Below are 13222 nucleotides of genomic sequence, written 5' to 3'. Positions count from 1 at the left end.
TTTTTTTAAACTAGCGGGAAGTAAAACTTTCTAAAAGGAAAAAAATAGGAACTTCCTTTGCCTGTATTTTTTGTGGTTCAGGTGGGGCTCGAACCCACGACATGCGGATTATGAATCTTCATAGGAACTTTTTTTTGCCAAGTAGCGAAAAGTAATTTCGCCGCTCTACCCTCTGAGTTACTGAACCATTTTTATTTTAATGAACATTTTATTTATGGAGTCCCACCAGTCTCAATGCCTGGTGAGACATTATTTAAAATCTTATGAAAAGATTTCTTTAATTATTCTACAAATATTTGAACATATGTACGCAATGTTTTTGCGTAGTTTTAATCTATCCGAAAATTGACAACAAATCAATTATATTGCTCTTGATATAGACGATCGCGCCTATCAATTTCAGCCAAAGGACTTCCTTTAAAAGTGTCAATGTTTTTAAAACCATTTTGACGAGTTATTAAAGAATCCTTTGCATCTACAGCACCTTTACGTTTGTTTCCATAGTCGCCTGTAATTTTTTTAGTTGCGGGATCTATGTCTCCCCATAGTTTATCGGGTTTCCCATTGTCAATAGGCTCTACAAAATAAGTGATGCCTGTGACCTGAGATTTCACAATAAAGCGTCCGCTGTCCTCGGTTTTATATAAAAACCTTTGAAAGTACTGTTTGTCTCATAATTAATTGTTTAAAATGTTTGTGGAATAGACAGGAATTGAACCTGTATCTTCGGATTTTCAGTCCGCCGCATTGACCAACTTTGCTACTACTCCTGTTGAAGTGTCTAATCAAGAGTTGAACTTGATCTTAGAGGATATACCTCTCGTGCGAGCCGTTACACTATAGACACTTTTGGGGTGACTTCGGGATTCGAACCCTGTTCTTCTCATTCACAGTGAGGCGTTTTACCACATAAACTAAAGACACCATTTTTGATGACCTGAATGGATTTGAACCATTACCTCAAGATTCAAAGTCTTGAATGCTGCCATTACACCACAAGTCATTGTTGTAAGCCTAATAGGACTCGAACCTATACTTAAAGGTTCGTAACCTTGAGTGCTATCCATTACACCATAAGCTTATTTTGTACTCCACCCAAGATTCGAACTTTGACTTAACAGCGTTTAAAACTGATGCCTCTGCCAATTGGGCTAGTGGAGCTTAGTACAGGAAGAGAGATTCGAACTCTCAAATTCTTGAGTCTAAGTCAAGCGCGTTTACCGTTTTCGCCATTCCTGTAGCTTGTTGAGATATTAGGAATCGAACCTAAACCTTTCGCCTTATGAGAGCGATGCTCTGCCAGTTAAGCTATATCTCAAAAATTGTTGAAGTATTAGGATTTGAACCTAAACCTATCACCTTATCAGAGTGATGCTCTACCAATTAAGCTATACTTCAATTTATAGGTTGTTGAGGCAACAGGGATCGAACCTGTGACTCTCACGATGTAAGCGTGATGCTCTTCCACTGAGCTATACCTCAAGTTGTATTCCGTAGGAGAATTGAACTCCTAAGTCTTGATAGAAAGTCAAACGTCTTAACCATTTGACCAACGGAATATTATGTCTGGGAAGCAGGACTTGAACCTACAACCTCTCGCATCCAAAGCGAGTAAACTACCAATTGTTCTATTCCCAGTTTTTGCGGAGAGTAAAGGAATTGAATCTTCACCACTTTTATATGGACTTGATTAGCAATCAAGCGCAACAAACCAATATTTGCCTACTCTCCAATTGCGGTTCATACGAGAATCGAACTCGTATCTCCCGAGAGACAGTCGGGAAGGATAGCCGTTACCCCAATGAACCATTTGTATATCTACTAAGAGTCGAACTTAGATTTGGAAGGTAGAAGCTTCCTGTGCTATCCATTACACCATAGATATGTGTTTGCGCGTCCACAAGGATTTGAACCTCGACTAAAAGTTTTGGAGACTTACGTGCTGCCAATTACACTATAGACGCATTTGTGGAAGTAGTAGGATTCGAACCTACACGCTCTTTAGAGACCAGATTTACAGTCTGGCGAGCCAACCAGTTGCTCAATACTTCCAGTTTGAGACAAGGATGAGAGTCGAACTCATAAAAAAACAGTGTTGCAGACTGCTGCTTTAATCATTCAGCCACCTTGTCTTTATGATATTGGAAAGTTATCTACTGAACTGTTGAACAATAGAGGTTTTCATCTGGCGCATCTTAGGCGCCTGCTCTATCTTTGAGCTACAATACCTTTTGTGGAGATACGAAGACTTGCACTCCGTTCTGTGGTATGCAAAACCACTGTTTTGGCTAGGTAAACTATATCCCCAAATGTTGCGGAAGAAGTGGGAGTCGAACTCACACGAGTCGTTAACTCCGAACAGTTTTCAAAACTGTGGCCACCGCCAATTGGCTTGTCCTTCCTTATTGTTGACGTGGTGAGATTCGAACTCACAACCCCTCGATTAAAAGTCGAGTGCTCTAACCAATTAAGCTACACATCAATTTTGTTTGGTTGTCAGTATGTCAATGAACACGCATAAAAAAAGCATCTCTTTTTGGGAGATGCTTTTTAATATTGAATATCATACATATGCCTATGTATGTATACATTTATCTTTCTCCCTTTTGATAATATTATAATCAACTTTATTAGCAGCTCCCATAAAAATTTTCGGCGAACTAATCTTAAATTGACTATAGAGTATATGTTGTAAACTTTGTATCATGTCTTGTTTTGTTATCAATGATTTGACGATGCAAATATGAAATGAAAAATTGAAATACACAAATAAAAATTCAATATAATTAATTGAAAATCAAATAGTTGCATTGTTTTAAGGTAATAGGATTCCTGTCCGCTTTATGCAGAAAATTATGTGTTATGGCAATAGTCTGTCTCCCAATTGCTTACTGTTTATCATCTAGTTATGTGTTGTTTTAAAATAACATTTAAAATTTTTTAATTTTTTTCATAAAAAAAGCGTCCAGTTTTACGTGGACGCTTTATATCTTGATTTATTTTATACTTATTTCATACTAAAATCTTTCAAATATTGATACATAAACGCCCTAATCGAGTCCAAAAATCGGCTACAATTCCTCGATAATCACACTGACTTAACAGTGATTTAGGTTCCATATGTATTCTAACTTGTGTCATTTGTTAGTGCAAATATGTAATAAATTTACGACAAAACGTATTTTTTAGTTCATTAAAAGGGCATATATTCGATTGCCTTTTGCGGATTTTCTTTAATATTTAAACGTTTTATTTCGTTTCCTTTATCATCTAGCTCAATAATAATAGGGATTTCGTTGTTTTCAATCATTCTAAGATGATGTTTTAAACTGCCATCTTCATTATAAAATTTCATAGCCTCGTAATCATCATAGGTAGATGAAATAGTTTCTGAAATGAGTTTTCCATTACGTATTTGTTGTCTTATGCTTAACCCATCTTTTAAAAAGGACTGGGAAGTAATGTTTCCAACTAAATCATAAGAAGTTGATTCGTTTGACTTACCATTAATATATTTTGATTCAGTTTTTTTTTGACCACCTTCATAATAATGTGTTTGTAAACCTAGAATTACTCCATTTTTATATGAGTGTTTTTGTTGAATTGCTCCAGATGGATAGTAATAAATTTCTTCACCTTGAAGTTTTCCTTTTACATAATTACTTTTTATAGAAATATTTCCATTGTTATGGTAAAACAAATAAATGCCATTTAAAACCCCATTTTCAACGTTGAATTCTTCCCATTTAACTAAGCCATTTCCAATAACATAATAGCCATTTAGAACTTTTTTTGTTTTAGCATCTTTATAAATTTCATACGAACCATATTCCACAAAGAAATCATCTTTACTTATAAGTGTGAATGATTGATCCTCTTTGTTTTCATTTTTATTACAACTAGTAATCAAAAGAAGACAAATTAGAAAAATGCCGTTAAGTTTTAGTTTAAACATGCTTCCCTTTATTCCATCCATGCTTTCCAAGATATTGTTCACCACTTTCTACAGCACCTTCTTCAATATTAGTTCCCATAGAATCATTCCAACGATTAAGGTATCCAAACAATGAAATCACACCAAGCATTTCTACAATTTCGCCTTCATCCCAATGTTTGTATAAACGTTTTTTGATGTCTTCATCTACAGCATTTGGAACCAATGAAGCAGCCAAACTAAAATCTAACGCAGCACGTTCAGCTTCAGAGAAAGCAGGATGCGTACGATATTCCCAAATATTATCTAATTGTTCTTGTTCAGCACCATAGCGTTCAGCAGCTCTTATGGCATGTGCTTGACAATAACGACAACCTGTTGAGTTACTACTTACCCAAGCAATCATACGTTTTAAGGCAGATGTTACACGACCTTCATTGGCCATAACTGCTTTGTTTAAGTTGATGAACGCTTTACTTATGGCAGGACGACGTTGCATAGTTAATACAGAGTTTGGACAAAACCCTAAGGTTTCGTTAAAAAATTCTGCTAATTCTTTGGTTTCTAAATCATGATCTGGTGACAATGGAGTTACTAAAGCCATAGAGGTGTATGTTTTAATTTATTAATAGTATTTTTGAATAGATAAGCATATAGCTTGTGCTCTAAGTCGAATAATCGAAATAATTACTAACACAATAAACAAAAAAAACTTTAGATATGTCAAATAAAATAACCACAGTATGGAAAGGCGGAATGAAATTTGAATCGGATAACCCTAGTGGGAAAACGGTCATGATGGATACAGATGTTGAAGGAAGTAATGAACGTTTTGGCTTAAGTCCTAAAGCTATGATGTTATCATCTTTAGCTGGTTGCTCAGGGTTAGATGTCGTTTCTATTTTGGATAAAATGAAAATTGATGGTTATGATTTTAAAATGGATGTTGAAGGAGAACTTACGGATGAACATCCAAAATACTATCATACAGTAACTTTAGATTATCATTTTACGGGGAAAGATTTAAATGAAAAAAAAATTAAAAAAGCGGTAGACTTATCTATTGAAAAGTATTGTGGTGTGATGGAAATGTTTCGTCGTTTTGCTAAAATCAATACTAATATTCATTTTCATAATTCATAAATATGCGTTGGACCTTAAAACCAAAACCAAGCATAGACATTACGAACCATCTTAAAGAAGTGCTCCAAATTGAAGATACTATAGCTTCACTCTTGGCCCAACGTGGTATTGAAACGTTTGAAGCTGCCAAAGATTTTTTTAGACCATCTTTATCACATTTACATGAGCCATTCTTAATGAAAGATATGGATTTGGCAGTGCAACGTGTAGAGAAAGCTTTAACTAATAACGAAAATATATTGGTGTATGGCGACTATGATGTAGATGGTACAACTTCGGTAGCCTTAATGTCATCATATTTAAAAACACGTTCTCAAAATATTGCAACTTATATTCCAGATCGTTATGAGGAAGGTTATGGTGTGTCCTATCAAGGTATTGACTTTGCTGAAGATAATGGATTTTCTTTAATTATTGCCTTGGATTGTGGTATAAAAGCTATTGATAAGGTAGCGTATGCTAAAGATAAAGGCGTTGATTTTGTAATTTGTGATCATCATAGACCAGGAGATGCTATTCCAAATGCAGTTGCCGTTTTAGACCCTAAGCGTATCGATTGCGATTATCCTTATAAAGAACTCTGTGGTTGTGGTGTTGGTTTTAAGCTCATTCAAGCTTTAGCGGAAAGAGATGGTAATACAATAGATGATTTAACCGAATATTTAGATCTAGTAGCTACTGCAATTGCTGCAGATATTGTGCCTATTACAGGAGAGAATAGAGTACTCGCTTATTTTGGATTACAAGTTATTAATGAAGCACCTCGAACAGGTATACAAACGATTTTACAACAAGTAAAAAAAGATACTTTGACCATCACAGATGTGGTGTTTACTATAGCACCAAGAATCAATGCAGCTGGTCGTATGAAACATGGTAATCATGCAGTGACTTTGCTTACCGAAACCGATTTTAATTTAGCAGCTAGTTATGCTAGTGAAATTGAAGAATTTAATTCGGATCGTCGTGAGGCAGATAAGCGCATTACGGAAGAAGCACTGCAGCAAATTTTAGATAATGAAGAGCAAGAGCGCTATACCACAGTTGTATATGATGCCTCTTGGCATAAAGGTGTTATTGGTATTGTAGCTTCACGCTTAACCGAAACCTATTATAGACCAACTTTGGTGTTTACCAAAAGTGGTGATAAGCTAGCAGCTTCTGCACGATCGGTTTCAGGTTTTGATGTATATAATGCTTTGGAAGCTTGTAGTGAACATATAGAACAATTTGGTGGCCATAAGTATGCAGCAGGATTAACCCTTAAAGAAGAAAATTATGAAACTTTCAAAGCGGCATTTGAAGCCGTTGTAAAACGTACTATTGATAAACGCCTATTAACACCTGAAGTAAAGATTGATGCACAAATTGGCTTGAAAGATATAGACCAACGTTTATGGCGTATTATGAGTCAGTTTGCACCATTTGGCCCAGGAAATATGACACCTATTTTTATGACTGAAGGCCTTACAGATTCGGGTTATGGAAAGTGTGTTGGAGAAGATGATAAGCATTTAAAAGTTAATGTGTATCAACAAGGCAGTGAGAAGTTTTCGGGAATTGGCTTTGGATTGGGTTCTAAGGTAAATTTAATTAAAGATAGACAACGTTTTGATGCAGTCTATTCTATTGATGAAAATCACTGGAATGGGAATGTAAGTTTACAACTGAAGTTGAGGGATATAAAATAATATTGCTGTCATGAATTCCGTTGTTATAAAATGAAAAGAATAATACTTTTAGCCTTTCTTTTTAGTTGGACACATTTTATAGCTCAAAATTTAGTTGTTAATCCTAGTTTTGAAGCGTATGAGTATTGTCCAGAGTATATTGGTAGGTTCAACTATAATGTAGCGTCATGGTCCACACCAACTTTGGGCACAACAGATTATTTTAATACATGTAGTGATAATGTAAGAAAGATTAATCATGCAGGAATGCAAGAGCCTAAATCTGGTAAAGGTTTTGCTGGATTATATCTATATTCAAAAGGAGATTATAGAGAGTATATTCAAGGTACATTAAAGTCGACTTTAGAGAAAGATAAGGATTATGAAGTTTCATTTTACATCAGTTTGGCAGATTATGCTACGCATGCCATAAAGCATATAGATGTGTTATTTATGCCAAGACCATTGGCCAATTATACGGAAGAAGAGATTTCAATCAAAAAATTATCAAAACAGCCTATACAATCCAATTTTGTTGCCTTAAACAATACGCAGTTTTATCAGGACAAAACAGGTTGGATTAGAGTCTCTTTTGTTTATACAGCTTTGGGTTACGAGAAAACCTTTATTCTTGGGAATTTTGAAAAGAATAAGAAGCAAGAACGTTTAAAACTAAACACTTCTAAAAGCAAACCATTTTCATATTATTATATAGATGATGTAAGTGTTGTGCCAGTTATTAAGGAGAAGTTAAAAAGTCTTGAAGAACCTGTAAAAATAGAGGTTGAAGCAGTTATTGAACCTAATAAAATATATGAATTTAAACATGTGCTTTTTGAATTTGATAAAGCTGAATTGTTGGAAGATTCCATTAAAGAGTTAGATGATTTGTATAATTATTTGTTAAAGCAACCTGAGTTAAACATTGAAATTTATGGTCATACTGATAATATTGGTACAAAAAAGCATAATAAAGACTTATCTACAGAACGCGCAAAATCTGTTGCCCAATACTTAATAAATAAAGGGTTAAAAGAAGATAGAATTCTTTATTTTGGTTATGGATCTAATTATCCTATCGGAAATAATGATTATGAGGAAGGAAGAGCACAAAATAGACGTGTTGAGTTCCAATTGAAAAGGCAATAAACTTATGAACGGTAAAGATCCATACGCAGCACTTCGTTATAGAGAGTTTAATATTTTTATACTAGTTCGTTTCGCTTTAGTATTTGCATGGTCTATGCAATTTGTAATCATTGAATGGCAGGTATATGCATTAACTAAAGATCCTTTATATATTGGAATTATTGGGTTAATGGAAATTATTCCTGCTTTAGGAATGGCGCTTTTTGCTGGACATATTGTAGATCAGCGTGAAAAACGTAATCTGTTAGCTACTTGTATAGCCTTATTTTCAATTATTAGTTTTGGACTTTTTTGGATTACATCTCCTGAGGTTTTTAATTCTTGGTCAACCAATCAATTGTTATATTCTATATATGCTCTAGTATTTTTTGGAGGGTTACTGCGCTCCTTTTTTGGACCAACCATATTCTCACTAGTCGCTTTAATAGTGCCTAAGAAGGTTTATCCTAATGCTGCTACTTGGAATAGTTCTACATGGCAAATGGCGCGTGTATTAGGTGTTTCGTTTGCTGGTTTCTCAATTAGCTGGCTAGGTAAAGATGATCAATCTGGAGTGCATTGGTCACTTTGTATTGTATTTGTTTTAGTAATGTTTTCGTTAATGATGCTATATCGTATTAAAAGAAAACCAATTCTAAATCCTAATATTGGTGAACCAATGGTTCAAAGTTTAAAACAAGGTGTGTCTTTTGTTTTTAAAACTAAAGCTATTTTTGGAGCATTGACTTTAGATATGATTTCTGTATTATTTGGTGGTGCTATTGCTTTAGCTGCAGTTTTTGCTACAGATATATTAGAGGTTGGATCAGAAGGGTTTGGGATTTTAGTAGCTGCCCCTAATGTTGGGTCGTTTTTAACAATGTTAGCTACTGCATATATCCCAATTGTACGAAAAGCAGGATTAAAATTATTAGTAGCTGTTTTTGGATTTGGATTAAGCATTATTGCATTTGGGTTGTCTTCTGTATTTTGGATTTCTGTGTTAGCTTTATTTTTTAGTGGTGTTTTTGATGGTGTTTCTATGGTTATTCGTCAAACCATTCTTCAATTAAAAACACCAGACCATATGAGAGGACGTGTTTCTTCTGTTAATTCGATGTTTGTAGGCTCTTCTAATGAACTTGGAGCTTTTGAAAGTGGATTAACAGCTAAATTAATGGGCACAGTAAAGGCTGTGGTTTTTGGAGGTAGTATGACCTTATTAACAGTAATTACTATTGGAATAAAAAATAAAACACTTAGAAACCTAGATCTTACTGAGGATATGGAAGCACATGATAAGTTAGAATAAAAAGAAAGCAAACCTTTTAGGTTTGCTTTCTTTTTATTATTTAAGGTTTAAACAATTTACTTGATAACAAGTTTTTTAGAGATGCTTAAATTGTCTTGCGTTATTTTAACAACATACACACCTGAAGCTAAACCAGAAACGTTAAGAGTTTCATTAATTTCTTGAATTAAAACTTCTTTACCAAACACGTCATAAACATTAACTGTTTTACTAGTGTTTGAGTTAGAAATAATAGTTACTGTATTTCCATTAACAGGATTAGGATACATTTTAAAGCTATTAGCTAAAGAAAATGAATCAGTACCTAAAGTTTCACTAAAACCAGGATTTAAATCAGCTGGATAATCAGGATAAACAGAGTCAATACCATTTCCAGAAGCACCATCTTGAGTTGCCCAATTATTAACTACATCAGTAATTTGAGCAGCAAAGTCAGCTAAATCAGTAAAAGTTGTTGGTCCAGTATAAACACCTACATCAGCATCATCAGCAACACCTTCAAAGTTAGTTACGTACGAAAGGTTTAATCCTGTTGGTAAATCTGTAGCATTGTCTGATTGAAATGTAGAAATTGGCGTTCCTAAAGTTCTAGAAGAAGTCCCTTGGAAAATTATAATTTCTTCATTACTTGCTCCTAAAGCCCAAGTACCAGCTCCTTCAAATACAAAAGAACCTAAACTAGAAGATGTAGCACCACAAGAACCTGTTTCAGAATGTGTAATAATAGTAATGGCTGTTAATGCAGGAATAGTTACTCCTGTAGTATTTGTCCATACTAAGTCTCCTTCGCTACCAGAACCCCATTGGCTAAAATCTTCTTCAGAAAAACGAATTTCTGTTGTTGGTAATAAATCTACATAGCTTACAAAAGTAAAGCCTTCTTCACAGTTAGATGAACCATTGAAATTAAAACCAATAAGCATTACTTCTCCTTGGTTGAGTGTTGTTTGTCCAAAAGAAATTGATGTGATTAATAAAAATAAAAAGTAAAGTTTTTTCATAATACAAGTAGTTTTTTGGGTGCAAAAATAGGAATTTTCTTTCCTTGCGCAATGTTAATTTATAGTTATAGATTTTAGAGGGAGCTTTTTCTTTTATTTACTTATAAGTGTCTAAAGATAAGTGTTTTCCATCAAAAATGCCAAAAGTGTAGTAGTTTATCCAATCTCCAAGATTAATATACTTTGCTGAGTCATTAATGTCTATTTGTAGCGGTAGGTGTCTATGTCCAAAAATATAGAAGTCGTGATGCTTCTCATTTTCCTTGTGTTTACAGTATTGAACAAGCCATTCATTGTCTTCACCTAGAAACTTAACATCTTCGTCACCAGAAATTAATTTGTTCTTTACAGATAAGTATTGAGCCATTTTAACACCAATATCTGGATGCAGCCATCTAAATAACCATTTGCAAAAAGAATTTGTAAAGACTTTTTTCATGCGTTTATAACCTTTGTCTCCAGGACCTAAACCATCACCATGACCTATTAAAAAGGTCTTATTATTAAAAGTAAATTCTTTAGGTTTATGATATACGGGAATATTAAGTTCTTCTTCAAAGTAACCATTCATCCAAAGGTCATGGTTGCCAACAAAGAAATATATTGGAATTCCAGAATCACTAATTTCAGCAAGTTTACCTAGAGTTCTTGTAAATCCTTTAGGTACTACTGTTTTATATTCCATCCAAAAATCAAATAAGTCTCCTAGTAAAAAAATTGCAGCAGCGTCATCCTTGATACTATCTAACCAAGCAACAAATTTCTTTTCTCTTGGTTTAGATGCTTCTTTTGTAGGTGCTCCCAAGTGATTATCGGAAGCAAAGTATATTTTTTTTCCTTCTGGAATTTGCATGTGTAAATATAAGTAATGTTTTTATGCTAGTTATCGCTAGCATACCATTCAGCAAAACTTGTTGCTGTTTCTTGTAGTTTTAATGAGTGAAGCTTTATATTTTTAGGTAAACGTTTTTTGATTTTTTCTGCAAAATCAATAACCATCATTTCACTTGTAGGTTGATAGTCTACAAGTAATACATTATGGCCTCTGTTTTCAAGCTCTTTAGCAAGTTCAACATGAGGTGTATTTTTATTAAAAACAGTTGCATGGTCAAAAACATTTACAATTTCTTCTTTTACTATTTTTTTTAAGTCCCCAAAGTCAATTACCATTCCATGCTTAACATGCGAAGCGTCATTAATTGGTTGTCCAATAACTGTAACATCTAACCTATAACTGTGACCATGAACGTTTTTACATTTTCCATCATAACCATGTAGTGCGTGGCCAGTTTCAAAAGAAAATTGTTTTGTAATTCTGATATTACTCATAATACTTTTATTTGTAATTAACGTTTTCTTCTATTATAGAAGTAAGCAACTATCAATACAATTCCTAGAATTAGGAATAGACCAGGTCCAGATAAAAAATTTAATATATCCATTAGTTTTCTCTATTTGCTTTTTTCTTATTGTGGTAATAAATAGCATATGCAATAATTACTAAAACAATAAAAGGAAGCATAGAACCAATTAATACTCCTGTTTCGTAACTTTTGTCTGGAGCATTTTGTAATTTTTCTTCAATATTAACTTCTTGAATAAGTGATAAAAATCGCATAAAATCTAATTATGCATCAAATTTAAGCCTTTTAGCTAAGAGGAATAAACATTTTTCTAAATTTTATAATTAGCGGAATACCTCTTGCTAAAATCCAAAATGTAAAGGCTGTAAAAACAGCAAATAATTTGTAATCGAAATGGTCTAAAATAAACAATACTGGCACGAATACTAAAAAAGTAGAAAATAGTAATACATCTCTTAAAAATTCCATTTTTCCGAGACCTTTAAAAATTCCATCATAAATAAATGCTAGAGCACATAAAGGTTGCATGAGTGCTACTATCCAAAATACAGCATTAAACTCTTTCAAAACTTCTGGGTCTTTAGTGAAAATAGGGCCTATTATATTTTGTAGTAGTAACCCAATTAAAGCCATAATAATACCAATAGCAATGCCATATTTAATGAGTTTATTCCCTAGCCTTAATAGAGTTTTGTATTGTTTTGCACCAAATAACTTTCCAGATAAGATATTGCCAGCACTAGCATATCCATCAATTATAAAAGCGCCTAAGAACCATAAATTTATTGCAATAGTGTATGCTGCTATATACTGTTTGCCGTATTCGGTAGAAAAAGCACTAGCAAAATAAAGCGCAACATTTAAAGATACTGTTCTAACAAATAGATTAGCTATCATTAATATAAAACGTTTTATTTCTTTATTAAATGGAAGGCTGACTTTAAGAGGTATGTCTGTTTTTTTTATAAGAAGTATCATGGCGCAAATAACCATTATTATTTGAGCAATAACACTAGCGTAAGCAGCACCTTTTATGTTCATAGGAGCTAAAAAATCTTGGATACCATATACTAAAATAATGTCAAGTATAATGTTAATTGCTGCTCCAATTATAGCAATGATCATTGGGTAAAAAGTGTTTTGTAAACCTCTAAAAACACCAAAAACCGCAATTACGAAAAGTGTAAACGGAAACCCAAAAACTCTTATTTTGTAGTATTCAACACTATAATCTAGAATTAAATCAGAGGCATTATATAGTTTGAAAATTTGTTTTGCAAAAGGGAAGGTTATAATTATAATTAAAATACTAATAGAAGTAATTATATATATTGCTTGTGCAGGAAGGTTTTTTACTTCTTCTAGTTTATTAGCACCTAAATATTGCGATATAATTGAAGATATTGCACTTCGTGTTTGACCAAACACCCAAACAAGCATAGAAATAAAAGCACCAACAATTCCTACTGCAGCTAAAGATTCTGTTGCATTAGTTGTCATATTACCAACTATTGCTGTATCAGTAATAGATAATATAGGTTCAGCAACTCCAGAAATAAGTGCAGGAATAGCTAATTTGTTAATATTCTTGAGGTTAATAGAAGTAATCAATAGCTGTAAAAATGAAATATTTTTAAAATGTTTACTTTTGCAAAAATAAGTTTTTAAAA

The 13222-nt window shown here is 33.3% G+C and carries 12 protein-coding genes and 19 tRNA genes; 4 read left to right on the top strand and 27 right to left on the bottom strand.

The features are described from left to right. Positions 1–73: 73 nt before the first annotated feature. From ACLII3_RS06070 to ACLII3_RS05965, 22 genes are all read right to left on the bottom strand, one after another. A tRNA-Met gene (locus ACLII3_RS06070) sits at positions 74–187 on the bottom strand. A gap of 169 nt (positions 188–356) precedes the next feature. Beyond that, positions 357–614 carry a hypothetical protein gene (locus tag ACLII3_RS06065; RefSeq protein WP_412987289.1) on the bottom strand — a complete coding sequence of 86 codons (258 nt, stop codon included), beginning with the start codon at positions 612–614 and terminating at the stop codon, positions 357–359. Between the two features lie 83 nt (positions 615–697). Then, positions 698–770: transfer RNA gene (locus ACLII3_RS06060), tRNA-Phe, on the bottom strand. An 80-nt stretch (positions 771–850) separates the two neighbouring features. After that, positions 851–924, bottom strand: a tRNA-His gene (locus tag ACLII3_RS06055). Positions 925–932: 8 nt separating this feature from the next. Further along, positions 933–1003: transfer RNA gene (locus ACLII3_RS06050), tRNA-Gln, on the bottom strand. A 6-nt stretch (positions 1004–1009) separates the two neighbouring features. Beyond that, positions 1010–1081 (bottom strand) — tRNA-Arg (locus ACLII3_RS06045). A gap of 6 nt (positions 1082–1087) precedes the next feature. Beyond that, positions 1088–1161, bottom strand: a tRNA-Leu gene (locus ACLII3_RS06040). Between the two features lie 4 nt (positions 1162–1165). Then, positions 1166–1239 (bottom strand) — tRNA-Leu (locus tag ACLII3_RS06035). Positions 1240–1245: 6 nt separating this feature from the next. Further along, positions 1246–1318: transfer RNA gene (locus tag ACLII3_RS06030), tRNA-Met, on the bottom strand. Positions 1319–1325: 7 nt separating this feature from the next. Next, a tRNA-Ile gene (locus ACLII3_RS06025) sits at positions 1326–1398 on the bottom strand. Between the two features lie 12 nt (positions 1399–1410). Continuing rightward, positions 1411–1482: transfer RNA gene (locus tag ACLII3_RS06020), tRNA-Val, on the bottom strand. Positions 1483–1565: 83 nt separating this feature from the next. Beyond that, positions 1566–1638 (bottom strand) — tRNA-Pro (locus ACLII3_RS06015). 6 nt (positions 1639–1644) lie between these two features. Then, positions 1645–1731, bottom strand: a tRNA-Ser gene (locus ACLII3_RS06010). A 5-nt stretch (positions 1732–1736) separates the two neighbouring features. Next, positions 1737–1808 (bottom strand) — tRNA-Asp (locus tag ACLII3_RS06005). An 84-nt stretch (positions 1809–1892) separates the two neighbouring features. Continuing rightward, a tRNA-Trp gene (locus ACLII3_RS06000) sits at positions 1893–1964 on the bottom strand. 5 nt (positions 1965–1969) lie between these two features. Then, positions 1970–2052: transfer RNA gene (locus ACLII3_RS05995), tRNA-Tyr, on the bottom strand. A gap of 6 nt (positions 2053–2058) precedes the next feature. Further along, positions 2059–2132: transfer RNA gene (locus ACLII3_RS05990), tRNA-Cys, on the bottom strand. A gap of 102 nt (positions 2133–2234) precedes the next feature. Then, positions 2235–2307, bottom strand: a tRNA-Ala gene (locus ACLII3_RS05985). An 8-nt stretch (positions 2308–2315) separates the two neighbouring features. Next, positions 2316–2402 (bottom strand) — tRNA-Ser (locus ACLII3_RS05980). 6 nt (positions 2403–2408) lie between these two features. Further along, a tRNA-Lys gene (locus tag ACLII3_RS05975) sits at positions 2409–2482 on the bottom strand. A gap of 711 nt (positions 2483–3193) precedes the next feature. Beyond that, the gene (locus tag ACLII3_RS05970) at positions 3194–3976 is read right to left on the bottom strand and encodes a toxin-antitoxin system YwqK family antitoxin (RefSeq protein ID WP_412987288.1); all 783 of its coding nucleotides are present in this window, start codon (positions 3974–3976) and stop codon (positions 3194–3196) included. After that, complete coding sequence (locus ACLII3_RS05965) at positions 3948–4538, bottom strand: carboxymuconolactone decarboxylase family protein (protein ID WP_412987287.1); 591 nt, start codon at positions 4536–4538, stop codon at positions 3948–3950. The genes ACLII3_RS05970 and ACLII3_RS05965 overlap by 29 nt, the downstream gene beginning before the upstream one ends. Before the next feature lie 116 nt (positions 4539–4654). Here ACLII3_RS05965 and ACLII3_RS05960 point away from each other — a divergent pair, with 116 nt between their 5' ends. Genes ACLII3_RS05960 through ACLII3_RS05945 form a run of 4 tightly spaced genes read left to right on the top strand, consistent with a single transcriptional unit; the run spans position 4655 to position 9187 of the window. Further along, the gene (locus tag ACLII3_RS05960) at positions 4655–5077 is read left to right on the top strand and encodes an OsmC family protein (protein WP_412987286.1); all 423 of its coding nucleotides are present in this window, start codon (positions 4655–4657) and stop codon (positions 5075–5077) included. 2 nt (positions 5078–5079) lie between these two features. Then, a complete protein-coding gene (recJ, locus tag ACLII3_RS05955) occupies positions 5080–6768 on the top strand; it encodes a single-stranded-DNA-specific exonuclease RecJ (protein ID WP_412987284.1) in 1689 nt (562 codons plus the stop codon). 30 nt (positions 6769–6798) lie between these two features. Next, positions 6799–7896: an OmpA family protein gene (locus tag ACLII3_RS05950; RefSeq protein ID WP_412987283.1), complete on the top strand. Its 1098-nt coding sequence runs from the start codon at positions 6799–6801 to the stop codon at positions 7894–7896. 4 nt (positions 7897–7900) lie between these two features. After that, positions 7901–9187 carry an MFS transporter gene (locus ACLII3_RS05945; RefSeq protein WP_412987281.1) on the top strand — a complete coding sequence of 429 codons (1287 nt, stop codon included), beginning with the start codon at positions 7901–7903 and terminating at the stop codon, positions 9185–9187. A gap of 56 nt (positions 9188–9243) precedes the next feature. On the opposite strand, the gene ACLII3_RS05940 is transcribed toward ACLII3_RS05945, so the two are convergent. The 5 genes from ACLII3_RS05940 to ACLII3_RS05920 all read right to left on the bottom strand — a co-directional run bounded on the left by ACLII3_RS05940 (position 9244) and on the right by ACLII3_RS05920 (position 13163). Then, positions 9244–10188, bottom strand: a complete 945-nt coding sequence (locus ACLII3_RS05940) for a T9SS type A sorting domain-containing protein (RefSeq protein WP_412987279.1) — start codon at positions 10186–10188, stop codon at positions 9244–9246. Positions 10189–10285: 97 nt separating this feature from the next. Continuing rightward, complete coding sequence (locus tag ACLII3_RS05935; RefSeq protein WP_412987277.1) at positions 10286–11041, bottom strand: UDP-2,3-diacylglucosamine diphosphatase; 756 nt, start codon at positions 11039–11041, stop codon at positions 10286–10288. A gap of 26 nt (positions 11042–11067) precedes the next feature. Next, positions 11068–11517, bottom strand: coding sequence for a 6-pyruvoyl trahydropterin synthase family protein (locus ACLII3_RS05930; protein WP_412987275.1), 450 nt, complete (start codon positions 11515–11517; stop codon positions 11068–11070). 112 nt (positions 11518–11629) lie between these two features. Next, positions 11630–11806 (bottom strand): hypothetical protein, encoded by a 177-nt coding sequence (locus tag ACLII3_RS05925; RefSeq protein WP_412987273.1) that lies wholly within the window; start codon positions 11804–11806, stop codon positions 11630–11632. A 31-nt stretch (positions 11807–11837) separates the two neighbouring features. Beyond that, positions 11838–13163: an MATE family efflux transporter gene (locus ACLII3_RS05920; protein ID WP_412987271.1), complete on the bottom strand. Its 1326-nt coding sequence runs from the start codon at positions 13161–13163 to the stop codon at positions 11838–11840. Positions 13164–13222 lie beyond the last annotated feature (59 nt).

Source organism: Pontimicrobium sp. IMCC45349 (genome assembly GCF_047219225.1).
Lineage (GTDB): Bacteria > Bacteroidota > Bacteroidia > Flavobacteriales > Flavobacteriaceae > IMCC45349.
Note: the sequence above shows the minus strand (reverse complement) of the source record. Positions and strands in the feature narration are given on the sequence as shown.

Bases quoted from the DNA above. Each gene is read 5' to 3' on its own strand.
- ACLII3_RS05970 (WP_412987288.1), bottom strand. From the start codon at position 3,976: ATGGATGGAATAAAGGGAAGCATGTTTAAACTAAAACTTAACGGCATT.
- ACLII3_RS05965 (WP_412987287.1), bottom strand. From the start codon at position 4,538: ATGGCTTTAGTAACTCCATTGTCACCAGATCATGATTTAGAAACCAAA.
- ACLII3_RS05960 (WP_412987286.1), top strand. From the start codon at position 4,655: ATGTCAAATAAAATAACCACAGTATGGAAAGGCGGAATGAAATTTGAA.
- recJ (WP_412987284.1), top strand. From the start codon at position 5,080: ATGCGTTGGACCTTAAAACCAAAACCAAGCATAGACATTACGAACCAT.
- ACLII3_RS05950 (WP_412987283.1), top strand. From the start codon at position 6,799: ATGAAAAGAATAATACTTTTAGCCTTTCTTTTTAGTTGGACACATTTT.
- ACLII3_RS05945 (WP_412987281.1), top strand. From the start codon at position 7,901: ATGAACGGTAAAGATCCATACGCAGCACTTCGTTATAGAGAGTTTAAT.
- ACLII3_RS05940 (WP_412987279.1), bottom strand. From the start codon at position 10,188: ATGAAAAAACTTTACTTTTTATTTTTATTAATCACATCAATTTCTTTT.
- ACLII3_RS05935 (WP_412987277.1), bottom strand. From the start codon at position 11,041: ATGCAAATTCCAGAAGGAAAAAAAATATACTTTGCTTCCGATAATCAC.
- ACLII3_RS05930 (WP_412987275.1), bottom strand. From the start codon at position 11,517: ATGAGTAATATCAGAATTACAAAACAATTTTCTTTTGAAACTGGCCAC.
- ACLII3_RS05925 (WP_412987273.1), bottom strand. From the start codon at position 11,806: ATGCGATTTTTATCACTTATTCAAGAAGTTAATATTGAAGAAAAATTA.